Here is an 18,183-nt window from a genome sequence, read left to right as displayed (position 1 = left end):
CAGCTAACTGCGGGAATGGCCTATTTGCTCAATGTGTTCGGCTGAGATCGGAAATCAACCCCCGAAAAACGCGCAACTACCGCGCTCCTAAGAAAGCGTGAGCAGCTCCGGCAGCTGGTCGATAATCTTGTCCGCGGCATCCTGGCTAAAGCCAAAGCGCTCCTCGCGCTTGGCAATGACTGTCAGGCCGGCTCGCTTGCCGGCAGTGATGCCAGGCACCGAATCCTCAACGCAGCAGCAGCGATTCGCGGGCAGCCCCAGCAGATCCAGCGCATGCAGGTAGATGTCGGGCTCGGGCTTGCTCTCCTTAAACTGCTCGCCGCTCACCACATACTCAAAGGCATCCGACAGCCCACACGCGTTGAGCACTTCCTCGATGCTAACCATGGGCGACGAGCTGGCAAGCGCCACGCGAACGCCACGGCGCGGCAGCTCTCGAATCGTATCCACGGCGCCTGGGTTAATCAAAGCCTGATAGTCGCGCGGACGCTTATGCGCCCACTCGTCCCAACGGGCCAACGCTTCCTCGCCAGTAAAATGCCCCTTACCGGCGCGCTCAAACCAATCGACCAGCATATGCAGAAAGAACTGATGCGAGGTACCGACCTGCCCATTCAACTCCTCTTGAGTCAGGTTCAACCCAAGCTCCTTGGCAAACGCGGCAGTCTCGCCCAGATAGTAATACTCGGTATCGACAATGACACCGTCCATGTCAAAGATAACGGCGTCGAACGGAAATGCGGACACGGCACCCTCCCTAACAAAAGGGCGCCTGTAAGCAGGCGCCCGAACCATGCATTATCGGCGATTCTAGCCCAGCAGCTTATCCAGCGCCACCGCAATACCGTCTTCGTTATTATTGGCGGTCACCATCTGGGCTACCGCCTTAACCTCATCGACGGCGTTGCCCATGGCTACACCCGTGCCGGCCCACTCAATCATGGACTTGTCGTTCTGGCCGTCGCCAAACGATACGACATCGCTGGCATCGATGCCGAGCTTGGGCAGGGCACCCTCGAGCGCACGGGCCTTGTCGATACCGGGCGCCGTGTACTCAAAGTACCAGTCGGCCGTAAACATGCCCGAAAGCGTCTGCTTAAAGGGCGCATACATCTCCTCGTAATGCGCCTGCAGGTAGGCCGGATCGCCCGCCGTCAGCAGCTTGTCCACGGGATAAGCGTCCACAACCTCATGCAAGCTCTCGACCTCGCGAATCTTAAGATCGCACGCATCGCGCTCATACTTGACGATATTCTTCTGCGAGCCGTCAGGCAGCGTGATCATGCAATGGTACGAATCCTCGACGTGCAGATTACGACCGAGCGAAATCATAGGGATCACGTCAAAACTACGCAGATGATCAATCAGACGGTGCAGCTCGTCAGCCGGCATGGCCTGGTCAAAAAGGACCTCATCGGTCTGAGCATCGACCACATGCGCGCCATTGAAAGCGACTAGCAGACCGTCATGGTTTTGAAGGTCGAGCTCCTGCGCCAAGGCGTGCAGCCCCCATGCGGGACGACCCGAAGCCAAGATGAGCTTAATTCCCGACTCCTGCGCCGCGAGCAGCCTCTCGCGCGTGCGCGGGCTGATGACCTTTTGGTCGTTGGTGAGCGTACCGTCGATATCCATTGCGATGGCTTTAATTGCCATATGCGCCTCCTTGCATCGTTTTTCCGTGGACCATCTTATCCGAGCCGGGGCACGTTCGCACGGCGCAGTGCATGACGGTTGCAAAACCACCCCATTTGAAAGAAGTAAAAAAGTGCTTGCAAAGACGCATCCCGACATTTAAGTTAAAAAGGACCGCCGTTGCGGTTTTTAGTAGATCGAGCATATGCAGTTTGAGTTTTAGCGTGTAAGAGAAGGAAGATCGGCAAAGTACAACCCCAAACGCAATGACAACTTAATGAGGTAACTGCCACATGTGAGGCACCCAGGGCATTGCTGTCTCGATTTTGAGCACGATGCCTTCCGCCTTGCATGGGCCGTTCCATCCCGCCCCTGCAGCAACTGCCTCACGGGCTCTTTGAAAACCGCATAGCACCCCAGCGTCAGCACATCACCCACGGCAAGCACATCACTCACGACAACCAACACATCAACAAACAGCACGAACATCAACCGATTGGAGAAGCTATGACAAACCACCACGCTGAAGACGGCGATAAGAAAAGCATTCTGGATGCCCGCATTGAGCGAGCATATGCAAACGAATATGACGCCGCCTTTGCCGCCGCGACCATCAAGAACTACGCGTCGCTACCGCTCGCGACGATCTTGGCCGACCACCCTCAACTGCTGAAGCGCTGCACAAAGATCATGGGCGACCCCGACATTCGCAAGCTGACAGACCCCTATGCCCCAAAACGCGACAACGATTCGTACGTTCTTACCGTAGGCTGCCTAGCCCATATGCTTACGGCGCTCGACACGAAACTCAAGCTCGAATGGAAACCCGACGAACGTCATGAACTCGAAAGCAAGCGGAACACCCTGCGCACCGCACTGTTCCTTCCGTTGGACGGCCTCAAGCGCTGCAACGTCGAGCTCAATACACAGGCGCGGCAAAAGCCCGGGACCACGGAGCAGAAAACTCCAAGACCCCATGCGGCCATCGTCGACCGCAACCGATATAACCGCATGACCGCGCACTTTTCCGCCGAGGGAGCAGCCATAAGGACGCTGATCGACCTGCTGTGCCTCCTGAGCATCAACGAGCTATTTGAGGGCTATCTCGCCCTTGTTCCCGCGACGGCACCCAAGTCGGTAGCAAAGATCATCGAGACCTGCAGACGCCAGTTTGAGCGCCATCGCAATGGCAGCGAGATGAACGCCAGCATCGCGCAGTACTACGCGGCTCATTACAAAAATGACGGATGTGCCCCTGTCGAGCATCAGCTGCGGCTCGCCTACACCACGCCCGCCGCAACGCTCCATCGCTTTGGAGCCCTTGGCGCTTGCGAGCCGCACGAACAGGCAGCCTGCCCCACAACCGAGCTCGATCTCAGACTCGGACGAACCCTGTAGCCCGCCAGCCCCTCCGCGGGCAACAATCCTATTCCACAACACAACCAACAGAAAGGAGTCCTCATGGACACCAATCATTCCCCCATCATCAGCCCCCTCACCATGCGTGAATCCGCCCGAGGTATCACGCTCACCAGCATTTACGATGAGATGCTCGCCCGTCGCGAGCTCTCCGTCATGGGAAACATCGAAACCCCGATGGCCCACGACCTATGCCAGCAGATCCGCCTGCTCGATGCCACCGACCCCAGCCGCCCCATCACCATATTTGTCGCCAGCGCCGGCGGAAGCGTGCGATCGGGTCTTGCGATCTATGACGCCATGCGCCTCGCTTCGTGCCCCATCCGCACCGTCTGCCTGGAATTCGCCGCGTCCATGGGCGCCGTGATCTTTATGGGCGGCGACGATCGCCGTATGGCGCCCCATGCAGAGCTCATGATTCACGACCCGCTGATCCCCCAGGGGGCAGGCGGCTCGGCACTTGCGCTGCAGGAAACCAGCCGACGTCTCATGCAGACCCGCAAGACCCTCACGCAAATCCTCTCGGACCGCAGCGGCCTCACGCCCAAGCGCATCCAGTCCCTCACTGCAAAAGACACCTACCTTTCGGCCGAGCGCGCCGTCGAGCTCGGCTTTGCCCACGAAATCCTCTCGACCACCAAGGAGGTCGCCCATGCCTAACCTCGCCAGCTGCCTCGCCGCACCTGAGTCCGCATCGTCCACCATCCTCGCCAAGGATCGAACGCTTTCCTGCGACACCCGCCAAACGGGACTCAACAACAACGCACTTGTGATCGGCCCCTCGGGAGCCGGCAAGACCCGAAACGTCCTCAAGCCCAACCTGCTGCAAATGAACGCAAGCTACATCGTGCTCGACACCAAAGGCACGCTCTGTCGCGAAGTGGGACCCGTGCTGGCAGCCCACGGTTACCGCGTGCAATGTCTCAACTTCGCCGACCTCAACACCGTCCCGGCCCTTGCGCCCGGCATCGAGCGCTGCGGCTACAACCCCCTGAGGCACATTCGCCGCAAGGCGGACGGCAGGCCCAACCAGCAGGACATCCTCTCGGTGGCAAAGGCCATCTGCCCCATCGAGGACAACAACCAGCCTTTTTGGGATCATGCGGCGGCAAACCTGCTGTCGTGTCTTATCGCCTACGTCACCGAACAGCTACCCGCCGACGAGCAGACGATCAGCTCGGTCATCAAGCTGATCGAGCACCTGCAGGACGGTGCCACGGGTCGATTGTTTGACGACCTGATCACGACCGACCCCCAAAGCTATGCCCTCTCGCTATGGCGGCGCTACGCCATTACGCAAAATGCCGAGCGCATGCACGCGAGCATCGTCGGCATCCTTGCCGAAAAGGTCATGTGTCTGGGATTCGACGGTGCGGCACAGCTCTATCGTGAGTGCCATCAGGTGGACTTCGCTTCCATGGGACACACCCCCTGCGCCCTGTTTGTAACCGTGAGCGATATTGACCGCAATCTCGATCCGCTGACCGGCCTCTTTATTTCGCAGGCGTTTATGGGCCTCATACGCGAGGCCGACAAGCAGCCCGACGGCAGCCTGCCCGTGCCCGTGCGCTTTATGCTCGACGACTTTGCAAACCTGCAGATTCCCCAGATCGACAACGTGCTCTCGATTATCCGAAGCCGCAACATCTGGGCAACGCTGCTGCTGCAGTCGGCCAATCAACTCGATGCGCTCTATGGCGAAGCGCGCGCTCGCTCCATCATGGGCAACTGCGACACGCATCTGGTGCTGGCGTTCCAGGATCCCGAGAGTGCCCGGGTGTTTTCCGACCGCGCCGACACGCTGCCCAGCACACTTATGGCGACGCCAATCGATCGCTCGTGGCTCTTTGTGCGCGGTCGTACCCCCGAGCAGGTCGAACGCTTTAGGCTCGAAGACCATCCGCTGTACGGGGAACTGCCCGAAGCGCAGCGAGACACCACGCAGGTCGAATTAACCCGCTAACAACGCCGCGCAGTCCGCCACATTCGACCGCAAACAGCAAGGGCCCGTATCCCAACGGATACGGGCCCCTTTCGGCAATGACCTATCTCAGCAACAAAGACTACTTGCGGTGAGCGCGGTAGAACTCGATGAGCGCCTGGGTCGAAGCGTCCTGCTCGGCCTTGGCGGCGTCGTCGTGGAAGGCCGGGGTGATCTGCTTGGCAAGCTGCTTGCCAAGCTCGACGCCCCACTGGTCGTAGGAGTCGATGCCCCAGACCGTGCCCTCGACAAACGTGATGTGCTCGTACAGGGCGATGAGCTCGCCGAGTGCGAACGGGGTCAGCGTGTCGCCGAAGATCGAGGTCGTCGGACGGTTGCCCTCAAAGCAGCGGGCCGGGACGATCTGCTCGGGCGTGCCCTCGGCACGAACCTCGTCGGCTGTCTTGCCAAAGGCGAGTGCCTTGGTCTGGGCCAGGAAGTTGCCCAGGAACAGCTCGTGCACGTCCTGACCGCTATCGGTCGCAGGGTTGGCGGTATTGGCGAAGGCGATGAAATCGGCCGGAACCACCACGGTGCCCTGGTGCAGCAGCTGGTAGAAGGCATGCTGGCCGTTGGTACCGGGCTCGCCCCAGAAGATCTCACCGGTGTCGGAGGTCACGGCGCTGCCGTCCCAGCGGACATGCTTGCCGTTGGACTCCATGGTGAGCTGCTGCAGGTAGGCCGGGAAGCGGTGCAGGTACTGGCAGTACGGCAGCACGGCATGGCTCTTGGAACCGAAGAAGTTGACGTACCAGACGTTGAGCAGACCCATCAGCGCGACGGCATTGTTCTCGAGCGGCGTGTTGCAGAAGTACTCGTCGATGGCGTGGAAGCCCTCAAGGAACTGCTGGAAACGCTCGGGGCCGAGCACGACGATCAGCGACAGGCCCACGGCGGAGTCGACGGAGTAGCGGCCGCCGACCCAATTCCAGAAACCAAAGGCGTTGGCGGGGTCGATGCCGAAGGCCTCGACCTTCTCGAGTGCGGTGGAAACGGCGACGAAGTGCTTTGCCACGGCCTCGGCGTTCTGCTCATCGGAGCCATCGATGGCGCCCTGAGCCTTGAGCTGCTCGAGCATCCAGGTCTTGACCTCGCGGGCGTTGGTGAGGGTCTCGAGCGTGGTGAAGGTCTTGGAGACGATAATCACGAGCGTGGTCTCGGGATCCAAACCCTTGAGCTTCTCGGCCTGGTCGTTGGGATCGATGTTGGAGATATAGCGGCAATCAATACCGGCGTCGGCATAGGGACGCAGGGCCTCGTAAGCCATGACCGGGCCCAGGTCGGAGCCGCCGATGCCGATGGACACCAGGTGCTCGATCTTTTTGCCGGTAACACCCTTCCACTCACCGGAGCGCACGCGCTCGGCGAAGGCATACATGCGGTCGAGGACCTCGTGCACGTCGGCGACGACATCCTGGCCGTCAACGATGAGCTGGCCCTTCTCGCTTGCCGGGCGGCGCAGCGCGGTGTGCAGGACGGCGCGGTCCTCGGTGGTGTTGATGTGCTCGCCGGAGAACATGGCGTCGCGGCGCTCCTCGAGCTTCACCTCGCGGGCAAGATCGCACAGCAGCTTGACGGTCTCATCGGTCACCAGGTTCTTCGACAGATCGAAGTGCAGGTCACCGGCGTCAAAGCTCAGCTTGTTCACGCGCTCGGCATCGGCGGCGAACCAGGCCTTGAGGTCGATACCTTCGGCCTCGAGCTTCTCTTGATGAGCCTCGAGTGCCTTCCAAGCGGCAGTCGACGTAGCATCGATAGGTGCGGCAACAGTTGCCATAGAGTCCTCCTCAGCATACGGGCGCACGCCTCCATGCGCCCGGACATTCAGATGCCACTATTCTAGCGCAGGTCAAGACTATAATCAGCGAGCGTTGCCAATCGGCCCCCAAACGGCAACCGACCAAAAAGGGACAGGTTTATTTTGGCAGGTCAAACGCTTTACCAACCAAAAATAACCCATCCCTTTATGCCAAATACTAGGCTGCGGCGCACACGCTGCCGAGCAACTCACGCAGAGGAGACCCAATGCCCTCCAGCAGTTCGGGCGCGATGATGGCAAAAACGGGAACCTCGCCGACGCCCACGACAGCAGGCACCTTGCCCTCCGAGACAATGCATCCATAAGGGACAAAACCGTCTTCGCCGGCATCGAGCGCCGCCATGCGACGCGCGAGTTCGCGCGCAAAGCCAGCAGTATCGGCATCGCCAATCGCCAATACAAAGTCCACCCCTTCGTCGGTCGCCAGGGCCACGGCTTCGTCGATCAGCTCGTCTCCCCCGTCACCCTCAACCGAGCCGCAGCGGAAAAGCACGCGCTCGAGCAGAGCTCGATCAAGCGAGCCGAGTGCCGCCGAGACAAGCTCATCACGCGTGTGCTTGTCGCCTCCCAGCACGACCAGTGCCTTAGTGCCGCCATAGTGGGCAACCAATCGCCCGCACCAGCGAGCCACATCCCCATCCGCAACCAAGCGTGTCGGCATACCAAACCCATAATTGACCATCTTTCCCACAACCCTTCCGTGCGTATAGGCGGTATCGATTGTTAGGCTCATGCTACGAAGCAAGGTTTTCCGAGCTGTTTCGCACTCTTTAGAGCTGCGTTAAAAAACCCGATGCAGCCGCACGACCATACCTACCAAAAAGGGACAGGTTTTGACGATGTCCGGACGAGCGGGTATTATCGAACAAGTATTCGATAAGAACATGTGTTTGATGGGAGGACGCGTGGGACACGAGCGTCACACCTATGTCTGCATCGACCTCAAGACGTTCTACGCCAGCGTCGAGTGCGTCGACCGCGGGCTCGACCCGCTCACCACCAACCTGGTCGTTGCCGACGAATCGCGCGGGCGCACGACCATCTGCCTTGCCATCACACAGGCCATGAAAGACCTCGGAATCCATAACCGCTGTCGCCTGTTCGAGATTCCCGACGGTATCGACTACATCAAGGCCGTACCGCGCATGCAGCACTACATGGAGGTGTCGGCGCAAATCTACGGTATCTATCTGGAATTCGTCAGCCCACAGGACGTGCACGTCTACTCCATCGACGAATGCTTTATCGACGTGACGCCCTATCTGGACCTCTATCACACCGACGCTGAAGGCTTCGCCTGCATGTTGCGCGACGAGGTCCTGGCGCGCACCGGCATCACGGCAACGGTTGGCATCGGCCCCAACCTATTCCAGGCCAAGGTGGCACTCGACATTACCGCCAAGCACGTACCCAGCCGCATCGGCATACTCGATGACGAGACCTTTCGCAAGGAGATCTGGCCCCATCGCCCCATCACCGACATCTGGGGCATTGGGCCCGGCGTGGCAGCACGACTCGAAAAATACGGCGTCTACGATCTGATGGGCGTCGCGGCGCTCGACGAAAACCTGCTCTACGACGAGCTCGGCGTCAATGCCGAGTATCTTATCGACCACGCCTTTGGGCGCGAGCCGACAACTATCGCCGATATTCAGGCCTATCGCCCGCAGGCAACCTCAACTACCACAGGACAGGTGCTCTCGAAAGGCTATGCCTATGAACGGGCCTACACCGTCTTGCGCGAGATGGTCGACAACGCTGTGCTGGACTTAGTCGATAAGCACGTGGTGTGCAACAGCATCTCGCTCTTTGTAGGCTACGCGAGCGAGCGCGCCGACATACGCCGCCTCGACGCCAGCGGTACAGCGCAATATGTGGACGGATGCGGGCACCTGCGCTCGAGCACGTCGAGCATCGAGCCCACTGCGACCGCTGGCCCCGAACTCGCGCCCCGTGCTCCCAAGCCCGTCCAGCGCGATGACGAAAGGCGTCGCCTGGTGCGCGAAGCGCAGGCAATCGATGGCATCTTTGTGGGAGAGCATGGCGGCAAACCGCGCGGTGGCTATGCCGCACTCTTTGCACACTCTAACGCCTCGCGAAAGCTGCCCGAGCGCACCAATTCGTTTAAGAAGATCATGGGCTATTTCGATGAGCTCTGGGCGCAGACTGTCGATCCCAAACGACCGGTCAAGCGCATCAACCTGGGCTTTAGCAATCTTGTGCCCGAGGAATTTGCCACCATCGATCTGTTCAGCGATATCGAGGCCGATGAGCGCGAGCGCGACCTGGCGCGCGCCGTCCTGGCCGTGAAAGGCAAGTACGGCAAGAACGCGCTCGTCAAGGGATTAAGCTTTACCGCCGGCGCCACCGCGCGCGAGCGCAACGATCAAGTTGGAGGACACCGTGCCTAAACCCAAACAACAGCCCATGCGCCCGCCGACCGCCTTCGAGCGCCTGGCGGACCCCGAGGGCAGACGCCGCGCAGCCGACCCCAACCTCACTGCCAACGGTGCCGTGCGCGCCAACCGCGCCGCACAGTTTATGCCCTTTGCCGCCCTCACGGGATACTACGAACTCGTGCGCAAGCAGGAAATCACCGTCGAGCAAAAACGTGAGCTCACGGAAGAAAAAGCCCTCGAGCTTTCGCAAAAGCTCGAGGGCCTCAAACGCGGCGACTTGGTGCGCGTCACCTATTACGATACGTACGGCTATCGTAGCCGCACGGGCATTCTCGACGAAGCGTTACCCGCATTCAAGCTGCTCAAACTCAGGGATATCGCCATCAACTTCGACGATATCCAAGGCATCGAGCTACGCGGACGAGCCTAGACAAGGACGCGCATCCAAGGCAAGGCCTACAGCTTCATAACGTAGTAACCCGCATCTCTCACGGCCGCCACGAGAGCGCCGCGGTCGATCGGCTGCTTAGAGCGTACGCGTGCCGTGTGGTCCGTATACGTCACCGTTGCCCACACGTCATCCAGCGCATTCAGGGCATTGGCCACGTTCTGAGCGCAGCCGTCGCAACTCATGCCGCCGATAAGCAGCTCATCGCTATAGGGGTAGTGGGACGGATCAGTATCCGCAACCACTACCTTCTTGGCCTTCTTGCCGCTCGCGCCATCGCTGCAACAACTCTTCCCGTGTGTCGAAGCGACAATGCGCCGCAGGCCAAAGAACATGCCGACGACAATCACGGCAAGCACAATGAGATTCGCAGGGTTGAGCAAGTCACTCATGCGTTCCCCTTTCAAGTAGCCCTATCTAGATACCCCCATGGGGTGTCCCCATCTTAACCCAAAAACATGTCCGTTCGGTCAATTAGTTTCCCTGTTCAAACTTTTTAGTTGACCAGGGCTTACTTTCGTGTATAAGTTTTCCTAGGCTAACAGCGAGGACCAGAAGGAGCGCCGTGACTCGAACCATAGACATTCCAACGTTTCAGGCAGCGGTCGTGCGCAACTGCTCCCCTACGCTCGCAGGTATCAAGCCGGCTTCGCTCTTTACCTATCCCGGCGTTTACGCCAACCAAAACGGAAAACCCGGCGCCGCCCTTATCGAAGGGCGACGCTCTCGCCTGCTCGCCGTCATAGCCCAATGCAACCGCGAGCTCCAGCCACTCGGGATCCATATGAGCGTTTTGGTCTGGCGCCCCTGCGGAGCGCTCATCTATGTGTACCGCCCTGCGGACCTCATGCGATACCTCTCCGACCCCCGCGCCACGACGGCGCTTGCCGCCGAAGGTTACGATGTCCACAACCTGCCCGCATCACTGGTGCATCTCGCCGCGCGCATCACGCTGGCAAGCAGCAATGCCGCAGAAAGCGCCTATGACGGCAGCGTCTGCGCACTCGCACGGAATAGGCACTGCGATACGGGGTGCACGTGCGAGTTCCCCCACGAAATTGGCTATTTTTTGGGCTATCCCTACGAAGATGTCCATCAGTTTATCGTCCAGCGCGGCGAAAACTATAAGGTCTTTGGCGCATGGAAGGTATACACAAACGTTGAGCAGGCGCTCACGACCTTCGATTCCTATCGCGCATGCACGCAATACCTTACCTACATCTATCAACAGGGCTGCACCCTGGGACAACTTGTCCAGGCAACCCGATAGAGCATACAAAACGCGGCCGCACGCCGCACAACCGAAAGGAAAACATATGAGCAAGATCGCAGTCGTCTACTGGAGCGGCACGGGCAACACCGAGGCCATGGCAAACTTTGTCGCCGAAGGCGCAAGCGGTGCCGGCGCCGAGGCAGAGGTCATCTCCTGCGCCGACTTCTCCGCAGACAAAACCGCCGACTACGACGCCTTCGCCTTCGGCTGCCCCGCCATGGGCTCCGAGGAACTCGAGTACGATGAGTTCCAGCCGATGTGGGACGAGGTCAAGGAGACTCTCGGCGACAAGAAGGTCGTCCTCTTTGGCTCCTATTCGTGGGCCGAGGGCGAATGGATGGACAACTGGAAGGCCGACGCCGACGAGGCGGGCGTCAACGTCGTCGATTCCGTCATCTGCTACGACGCCCCCGATGATGAGGGTGAAGCGGCCTGCAAGGCCCTGGGAGCGGAGCTGGCCTAACGAAGCCGTCAGAAAGTCGCAAGGCAACTGACAGCCGAGTACCGCACAACAACAGTCGCTCATGCCCAAACAAAAACGGGGACCGGATATTCACATCCGATCCCCGTTTGTTATATCGACAACCTCGACGCGTTGCTACGAGATATTGCCCAAGAACGCCTTGGTGCGTTCGCTCTTGGGGTGGTCGAAGACCTCGCTCGGCGTACCCTCTTCCACGATAACGCCGCCGTCCATAAAGACCACGCGGTCGGCGACATCGCGGGCAAAGCCCATCTCGTGCGTCACCACGATCATGGTCATACCGTCACGTGCAAGATCGCGCATGACACCCAGAACGTCGCGAACCAGCTCGGGGTCGAGCGCCGACGTGGCCTCGTCAAAGAGCATGACGTGAGGATTCATCGACAGGGCGCGGGCGATCGCCACGCGCTGTTGCTGACCGCCCGAGAGCTGGCTCGGCATAAAGTCAATGCGCTCGGACAGGCCAACCTTGGTCAGCTCCTCGATGGCGATCTTCTCGGCCTCTTCCTTGCTGCGCTTGAGCACCTTTTGCTGCGCGAGCATGACGTTCTTTTTGACTGACAGGTGCGGGAACAGGTTGAACTGCTGAAAGACCATGCCCAAGTGCGTGCGCACTTTGTTGAGGTCGACACCCTTGGCGCACACATCCACGCCCTCAACGATGATCGAGCCGCTCGTGGGATGCTCCAGACGATTGATGCAGCGAAGCATCGTCGACTTGCCCGAGCCCGAAGGACCCAGGACTACGACGACCTCGCCCTTGTGCACATCCAGATCGATATCGCGCAGGACCACGTTATCGCCAAAGGCCTTCTGGAGATTCTTGATGCTGACGACGACCTCGTTCGAGTTATTGGTTTCGCTCATGATAGGACCTCCTTACAGACCGGCGATGTGATCGGCGGGCGTCGCGACAACCTGTCCGGCGCTCTTGGTGGGACGCTTCTTTTTGGTTTCGGCCGTGCCCAAAAGCCTCGCCTCAAGACCGCTCACCAAGCGTGCAAGCGGCAGGGTGATGACCAGATAGAACAGGGCGGCAACCACATACGGCGTGATGGAGCCCGTCGTGGCCACGATGGTGCGGGCGTTCATGACGATCTCGACCACGCCCACGGCCGCGAGCAGCGACGTATCCTTGTAAAGCAGGATAAACTCGCTGGTCAGCGTAGGCAGGACATTGCGGAACGTCTGCGGAATCATAACGTAGAGCAGCGTCTGGAAGGCATTCATGCCCAGCGAGCGAGCGGCCTCGTTTTGACCCTTGGGGATCGACTGAATACCGGCGCGGAAGATCTCGCACAGGTAGGCGGACGAGTTCATGGCCATGACGATGACGCCCAACACATAGTCGTCCACCTTGACGCCGGCAAGCGGCAGGCCAAAGAACGCGATGTAGATCTGCAGGAACGCCGGCGTACCACGGATGATATTCACATAAATGCCGGCAAGGCAACGAAGGATGCGCGACTTGGAGATGCGCATGAGCGACAAGGCAAAGCCAAAGGGAATTGCCAGCGGAAACGCCACGAGCACGATCGAAAGCGACATAAGGAAGCCCTTAAAGACGATCGGCAGGCTTTGGACCAAAATGACCGGGTTCAAGAACAGGCGCAGGAACATATTGGAGTTCCAGGCCTCGACCCACGGCTGCTCCTTAAGGTCGGCCAGGAAGTTATCGAATGCCGTCACGCCCTTAATCTCGACGGAAGGAATCTTGGAGATCTTCTTGGTCGAACCATCGGCCAAAGTGTAGGTGCCGCTAAAGGCCTCATCGCCGCCCTCGACGGGGAAGGTCACGCCGTAGACCTCGACACGGAAAAAGCCGCCGGCAGGCGCCGTCTCGCCAAAGTCGATCTTGAGCGTCTGGCCGTCAGCCTTGCACGTGGGCTTCATGGGCGTACGATCCATGAGGTCCTCGCCCGAGAGCATCGTCAATCGCGTGTCATCGGTACCAAACGTCGTACCGTCGACAAACGTCAGCGAAAGACCGCTCAGTTCCTCGTCGGCATCGGCCTGAACTTCCCAGGTGATGCGCGTCTCGGTACCGCCGACCACAGCGCTACCCGAACCGGTATTGGGTCGGGCGGTAATCTTTGCGGTCTCAAGCGCCTGGGCGGTCGTGGGCGCATATGCCCCCGCACACACCAGCGCGAGCGCCACGGCCATGACGCAGGCTAGCTTTTGGAGCAAGGCGGGCAGTGGAAAACGCTGCTCCGCGGCCCCTTTGTTCAGTCGAGACAAGGTGGCTCCTATCGTAGAAGTTGCCGGCAAAACGAGACGGAAATGCTCTCCGTCAAGAGAAGCGCAAAGGCCCTCTCCGCCAAAACGGAAAGGGCCTGCGCACAATCAAGTAGCTATTTTACTTGATGTTGTACTTAGCCATGAGGGCGTCGACGGTACCGTCGTCGGTCAGGTCCTTGATGGCCTGGTTGATGTCGTCCTTGAGCTTGGTGTTGCCCTGGTTGATGGCGATGGCGTACTCCTCGCCGGTGCTGATCTGCTTGATGGTCTGGCAGGTGTTGAACTGCTCGGCGGTCAGCTGGCTGGCAACGGAGCGGTTGGTGACTACGGCGTCGCCCTTATCGGACTGCAGGGCGCTGAAGCACTCGGTGGCGTCCTTGTAGGGGACGATCTTGGCCTTGGGGAAGTTCTCCTGGGCAAAGGCCTCGGCGGTCGAGCCAGACTGGACGATGATGGTAGCGTCGGCATTGTTGAGCTTCTCGCTGTAGTTATCGGCCGTGATGTCGGTATTATCGACCTTGGTCACGATAGCTTGATCGTCCATGTAGTAGGAATCGGAGAAAGTGACTTCCTTCTCACGCTCGGGCGTGTCGGTGATAGCCGCGATGGAGACGTCGTACTTAGCGCCCGAAGCGACACCGGGTACGAGTGTGTCGAAGTCATTGTTGACGTACTCGACATCCAGGCCCAGCTTGTCGCCGATAGCCTTGATGAGTTCAAGGTCAAAGCCCTGATAATCGCCGTTGTCATCCTTGTACTCAAACGGAGCGTACTCGGCAGAGGTGCCGACGGTCAGCGTACCGTCCTTGACGAGCGCGTACTCCTTGGAGCCGTCGACCTTCTCGACCTTAGCGTCGTCAGAGCTGCTGGAACCGGCATTAGAACCAGAGGTGGCGTTGGACGAGCCGCAGCCCGTCAGAGCGAGGGCGAGCGCCATAGCACCCGTGGCGGCAAATGCGCCAAGCTTCTTCAGCTTCATAATCAGTCTCCTTCCAATGACCCCACGTGATTCAGAGGTCTGCAAAAACTGAGGGTTATTATGCACCCGCTTGGAAGAATCTGCAATTAGAAAACTGATTGAAACAAACCCATAACGTGAATGGAGCGTCCCACTTTATGGCAGCCATTACTGCTGCAATGACCTTAACAGTTTGATTTCAGCCGCATAACCTGCAAGTTCGTTCGGTGTCTCCAAAATGAATGGCAATGCGCGCAAGCGACCATTCGATACAATATTCTGCATAACCTGCATACCGCCACCAAATTCCTCGCTGCCAAGGTATCCCTTGCCGATGCACTCGTGACGATCTTTATGGGCGCCACAAGGGTTCTTCGAATCGTTGATGTGTACGGCATGCAGACGATCGATACCCACCACGCGGTCGAATTCGTCGAGTACGCCGTCCAGATCATGGATGATGTCGTAGCCAGCATCGCTCACATGGCAGGTGTCCAAACAAACGCCCAGCTTATCGGACAGCTCTGGGCACTTGGCGGCAACGCCCTTGATAATGCACGCCAGTTCTTCAAAGCTACGGCCCACCTCGGTGCCCTTGCCCGCCATGGTCTCGAGCAATACCGTCGTCTGCTGTCCCTCAAACATCACCTGGCACAGCGTGTCGACAATCATCTGAATGCCGGCGTCTGCCCCCTGTCCCACATGCGCACCGGGGTGAAAATTGTAGTAGTTGCCGGGCAGTGCTTCCATGCGCTGCAGATCCTCGGCCATGGCCTCCAGGGCAAACTCGCGCGCCCGCTCCTTAGCGGAGCAGGGGTTATAGGTATACGGGGCATGCGCCACCAGCGGTCCAAAGTCGTTTTGCGCCATAAGCTCGCGCAGAGCCGCCACGTCATCCATGTCAAGGTCTTTTGCCTTGCCACCGCGCGGGTTGCGCGTAAAGAACGCAAAGGTATTGGCACCAATGGACAACGCCGTCTCCCCCATTGCCCGATAGCCCTTCGTCGTCGAAAGATGACATCCGATTGTCAGCATCTCCAGCTCCCCCTCATCAGTTGCGGTGAAATACGGTCTATTAGTGCCTTATTTTGGCGCAAACAGGCCGTATTCCACCGCAAGTTATAAAAGGGGCATCAGAGATGTGGGCCGCCAGGCACCACGGGCGCCGGCGTCATGATCCCCTACGCGTCAGCGCCAAGTCCTAGAGGGCTAGACGGATTGCATCGATGATGTGCGCACAGCGCTGCGTGGCGGCAAGGGGCATGACGGGACTCTCGAGTTTCCCCGCCTGAATGAGCTGCGTCGCATGCTGGATTTCGCCGTAGAAATCATCGATCTCAAACGGGGCATTTATTTCTAGCGTTCGACCGTCGGAATACTTCACATGAGCGCGCTCGGGGCGATGGAGACGCTCGATTTCCAACGAGCCCCGCTCACAGGCAATCGTTAAGCGGCTTTCATATGTTGCTTTGCCGTCGCACGCCATATGAATGGGTATACCGCCGACGCTCATATGGATCTCGTCGGCCCAATCGACGCGGCCGCCTGATACGTCACGCCAGCGAACTTCACGGGACGAAACCTCGCACGCGCCCGAGAGCAAATCCTCATACCAACCGACCGCATAGCAGCCCATGTCATATAGACAGCCGCCCTGCAACGAATCAAGCAGATAGCCCGAAGGAGGTTCGCCGTAATCGAGCTTTTGCACGCTTTCAATCGAGACAATACGGCCAAGCTCACCCGACGCAAGCAAGTCCTTCACGCGAGTGCGCATCGGGCAAAACCGATTCTTCATCGCCTCCATAAACAGCACGCCGCGCTCACGAGAGGTGGAGGCAATCGAGAGAGCCTCTTCCTCACTCAAAACGGCCGGCTTTTCGCACAGCACGGCCTTTCCGGCGCGCAGCGCGCGACAGGCCCAACGCGTATGCATGCCATGCGGAAGAGCCAAGTAGATTGCGTCGACATCGGGGTCGGCAATCAGCGCGTCATAAGCCGCATTGCCGTTATCGTCGACCGAGACATGGCCATGCGCAGCATCGATCGAAAACGCTCGGCAAAATTCCTCGACATGTGCAGGAGTGCGGCCGGCCGCAGCCACCAGCCGTGCCCCGTCGACCTTCTTGAGCGACGATGCAAATCGATGAGAAATGTGCCCGGCGCCCAAAATGCCCCAACGAACCTCACGCGAATCATTACGTAAACCTCGGTCACCCACGATAGTCTCCCATTAGTTGCGGCGAAATAGTTCCTGCTATTGCCCTATTCTGCCGTAAACAGGAACTATTCCATCACAGGAACTATTCCATCACAAGATATAAAAGGATCATGAGGAGCGCGTTGTGCGGAAGGCTTTAAGCACAGCCGTTACGGGGCCAGGCTGGAAACGTCGGCGCACGTCATCGAGACGCTCGGGAATATCGATGTGCTGCGGGCAGTGACGTGCGCATTTACCGCACTTGACGCAATTGCTCACCAGCTTGGGCTCGCTCGTGCGCACCGCGCTCGCCGTAAAGTATTGAGACAGCCCCGTAAACCAGCTGTGCGCGTAGCTCGCGTTGTAAGCGGCAAAGCAGCCGGGAATGTTAATACCCTTGGGACATGGCATGCAGTAGCCGCATCCCGTGCAGGGCACACGGTTCGATTTCTCAAACTCCATCAACACGCGCGCAATCGTGTCGAGCTGGTTGGCCGTCATCGAATTCGGCAACGCGAGGTCTGCCAGTGACGAATTCTCGTCCACTTGCGCGGTATCGGTCATACCAGAAAGCAACATGGTCACCTGGGGATGATTCCACACCCACGAGAGCCCCCAAGCGGCAGGCGTATGCAAATGCCGATCGCATGCACCATCGAGAACAGCGCGCGCCCGCGGAGGCAATTTGCCTGCCAAGCGTCCGCCCAAAAGCGGCTCCATCACAAACACCGCGAGACCTCGCTCGGCGGCGGCCATGAGCCCCGCCGCTCCCGCCTGATATCGCTCTCCAGCGTAGTTGTACTGGATCTGGCAAAAGTCCCACACATACGCATCGAGCATCGTGAGGAAGTCCGCCGCGCTGCCGTGGTACGAAAAGCCTATCTGACGAATACGCCCTGCAGCCTTTTGCTGCGCGATCCAGTCCTCGATGCCCAGCGCCACCACGCGCTCCCACTGCGCAGGCGAGGTGATGTTGTGCATAAGGTAATAGTCGATATGGTCGGTCTGCAGGCGGCGCAGCTGCTCGTCGAAAAACCGATCGAAATCCTCCGCGCATTTGCACGAAGCATGCGGCAGCTTGGTTGCGAGCAAAACCTGGTCGCGCAAGCCCAGGCGTTCAAGCGAAGCGCCCACGCAAGCCTCGTTGCCGGGATAGAGATAGGCCGTGTCCAGATAATTAATCCCCTGCTCCACCGCACGGGAAATGATGGCATCGGCTGTCTTCGCATCCGGACGTCCCGGCGCACCGGGAAACCTCATGCAGCCCAGACCCAACGCCGAGATACGGTTGCCGCTTTTGGGGTCAACGCGATATTGCACGGCCCCTCC

At 59.2% G+C, this 18,183-nt stretch carries 18 protein-coding genes; 7 read left to right on the top strand and 11 right to left on the bottom strand.

Annotation, left to right across the window (positions count from 1 at the left end):
* Positions 1-87: 87 nt before the first annotated feature.
* Both LCQ44_RS06495 and LCQ44_RS06490 read right to left on the bottom strand, forming a co-directional pair.
* Positions 88-747, bottom strand: coding sequence for an HAD family hydrolase (locus LCQ44_RS06495; RefSeq protein WP_308196326.1), 660 nt, complete (start codon positions 745-747; stop codon positions 88-90).
* A gap of 63 nt (positions 748-810) precedes the next feature.
* On the bottom strand, positions 811-1,653 hold the full coding sequence (locus LCQ44_RS06490) for a Cof-type HAD-IIB family hydrolase (protein WP_225093396.1): 843 nt from the start codon (positions 1,651-1,653) through the stop codon (positions 811-813).
* A 330-nt stretch (positions 1,654-1,983) separates the two neighbouring features.
* Here LCQ44_RS06490 and LCQ44_RS06485 point away from each other — a divergent pair, with 330 nt between their 5' ends.
* From LCQ44_RS06485 to LCQ44_RS06475, 3 genes are all read left to right on the top strand, one after another.
* On the top strand, positions 1,984-3,030 hold the full coding sequence (locus tag LCQ44_RS06485; protein WP_225093395.1) for a hypothetical protein: 1,047 nt from the start codon (positions 1,984-1,986) through the stop codon (positions 3,028-3,030).
* 63 nt (positions 3,031-3,093) lie between these two features.
* Complete coding sequence (locus LCQ44_RS06480) at positions 3,094-3,711, top strand: ATP-dependent Clp protease proteolytic subunit (protein ID WP_195362242.1); 618 nt, start codon at positions 3,094-3,096, stop codon at positions 3,709-3,711.
* Positions 3,704-5,014 (top strand): VirD4-like conjugal transfer protein, CD1115 family, encoded by a 1,311-nt coding sequence (locus LCQ44_RS06475; RefSeq protein ID WP_225093394.1) that lies wholly within the window; start codon positions 3,704-3,706, stop codon positions 5,012-5,014. The genes LCQ44_RS06480 and LCQ44_RS06475 overlap by 8 nt, the downstream gene beginning before the upstream one ends.
* Before the next feature lie 100 nt (positions 5,015-5,114).
* On the opposite strand, the gene pgi is transcribed toward LCQ44_RS06475, so the two are convergent.
* Together pgi and LCQ44_RS06465 are read right to left on the bottom strand one after the other, a co-directional pair.
* Positions 5,115-6,809, bottom strand: a complete 1,695-nt coding sequence (gene pgi / locus LCQ44_RS06470) for a glucose-6-phosphate isomerase (RefSeq protein ID WP_117564424.1) — start codon at positions 6,807-6,809, stop codon at positions 5,115-5,117.
* A 199-nt stretch (positions 6,810-7,008) separates the two neighbouring features.
* Positions 7,009-7,533 carry an iron-containing alcohol dehydrogenase gene (locus LCQ44_RS06465; RefSeq protein ID WP_225093393.1) on the bottom strand — a complete coding sequence of 175 codons (525 nt, stop codon included), beginning with the start codon at positions 7,531-7,533 and terminating at the stop codon, positions 7,009-7,011.
* 157 nt (positions 7,534-7,690) lie between these two features.
* Between LCQ44_RS06465 and LCQ44_RS06460 the strand changes: the two genes are divergently transcribed.
* Together LCQ44_RS06460 and LCQ44_RS06455 are read left to right on the top strand one after the other, a co-directional pair.
* Positions 7,691-9,262 (top strand): Y-family DNA polymerase, encoded by a 1,572-nt coding sequence (locus LCQ44_RS06460; RefSeq protein ID WP_225093392.1) that lies wholly within the window; start codon positions 7,691-7,693, stop codon positions 9,260-9,262.
* Positions 9,255-9,680, top strand: a complete 426-nt coding sequence (locus LCQ44_RS06455) for a hypothetical protein (RefSeq protein ID WP_225093391.1) — start codon at positions 9,255-9,257, stop codon at positions 9,678-9,680. The genes LCQ44_RS06460 and LCQ44_RS06455 overlap by 8 nt, the downstream gene beginning before the upstream one ends.
* Before the next feature lie 26 nt (positions 9,681-9,706).
* On the opposite strand, the gene LCQ44_RS06450 is transcribed toward LCQ44_RS06455, so the two are convergent.
* Entirely contained in the window at positions 9,707-10,090 is a 384-nt protein-coding gene (locus LCQ44_RS06450) for a heavy-metal-associated domain-containing protein (RefSeq protein WP_225093390.1), read from the bottom strand.
* A 173-nt stretch (positions 10,091-10,263) separates the two neighbouring features.
* On the opposite strand from LCQ44_RS06450, the gene LCQ44_RS06445 reads away from it, so the two are divergent.
* Together LCQ44_RS06445 and LCQ44_RS06440 are read left to right on the top strand one after the other, a co-directional pair.
* The gene (locus LCQ44_RS06445; protein ID WP_225093389.1) at positions 10,264-10,968 is read left to right on the top strand and encodes a DUF3793 family protein; all 705 of its coding nucleotides are present in this window, start codon (positions 10,264-10,266) and stop codon (positions 10,966-10,968) included.
* 46 nt (positions 10,969-11,014) lie between these two features.
* Positions 11,015-11,434 (top strand): flavodoxin, encoded by a 420-nt coding sequence (locus LCQ44_RS06440; RefSeq protein ID WP_225093388.1) that lies wholly within the window; start codon positions 11,015-11,017, stop codon positions 11,432-11,434.
* A gap of 135 nt (positions 11,435-11,569) precedes the next feature.
* Here LCQ44_RS06440 and LCQ44_RS06435 read toward each other — a convergent pair whose 3' ends face one another.
* The 6 genes from LCQ44_RS06435 to LCQ44_RS06410 all read right to left on the bottom strand — a co-directional run bounded on the left by LCQ44_RS06435 (position 11,570) and on the right by LCQ44_RS06410 (position 18,174).
* Positions 11,570-12,322, bottom strand: coding sequence for an amino acid ABC transporter ATP-binding protein (locus LCQ44_RS06435; protein WP_225093387.1), 753 nt, complete (start codon positions 12,320-12,322; stop codon positions 11,570-11,572).
* 12 nt (positions 12,323-12,334) lie between these two features.
* Entirely contained in the window at positions 12,335-13,696 is a 1,362-nt protein-coding gene (locus LCQ44_RS06430; RefSeq protein ID WP_225093386.1) for an ABC transporter permease subunit, read from the bottom strand.
* Between the two features lie 118 nt (positions 13,697-13,814).
* Entirely contained in the window at positions 13,815-14,675 is an 861-nt protein-coding gene (locus LCQ44_RS06425) for an ABC transporter substrate-binding protein (protein WP_225093385.1), read from the bottom strand.
* Positions 14,676-14,822: 147 nt separating this feature from the next.
* The gene (locus tag LCQ44_RS06420; protein ID WP_225093384.1) at positions 14,823-15,689 is read right to left on the bottom strand and encodes a deoxyribonuclease IV; all 867 of its coding nucleotides are present in this window, start codon (positions 15,687-15,689) and stop codon (positions 14,823-14,825) included.
* Between the two features lie 166 nt (positions 15,690-15,855).
* The gene (locus tag LCQ44_RS06415) at positions 15,856-16,875 is read right to left on the bottom strand and encodes a Gfo/Idh/MocA family protein (RefSeq protein ID WP_225093383.1); all 1,020 of its coding nucleotides are present in this window, start codon (positions 16,873-16,875) and stop codon (positions 15,856-15,858) included.
* A gap of 108 nt (positions 16,876-16,983) precedes the next feature.
* Positions 16,984-18,174 (bottom strand): aldo/keto reductase, encoded by a 1,191-nt coding sequence (locus tag LCQ44_RS06410; RefSeq protein WP_225093382.1) that lies wholly within the window; start codon positions 18,172-18,174, stop codon positions 16,984-16,986.
* Positions 18,175-18,183 lie beyond the last annotated feature (9 nt).

The sequence above is a fragment of the Collinsella aerofaciens genome (assembly GCF_020181355.1).
Lineage (GTDB): Bacteria > Actinomycetota > Coriobacteriia > Coriobacteriales > Coriobacteriaceae > Collinsella.
This window is presented reverse-complemented; position numbering and strand designations above follow the sequence as displayed.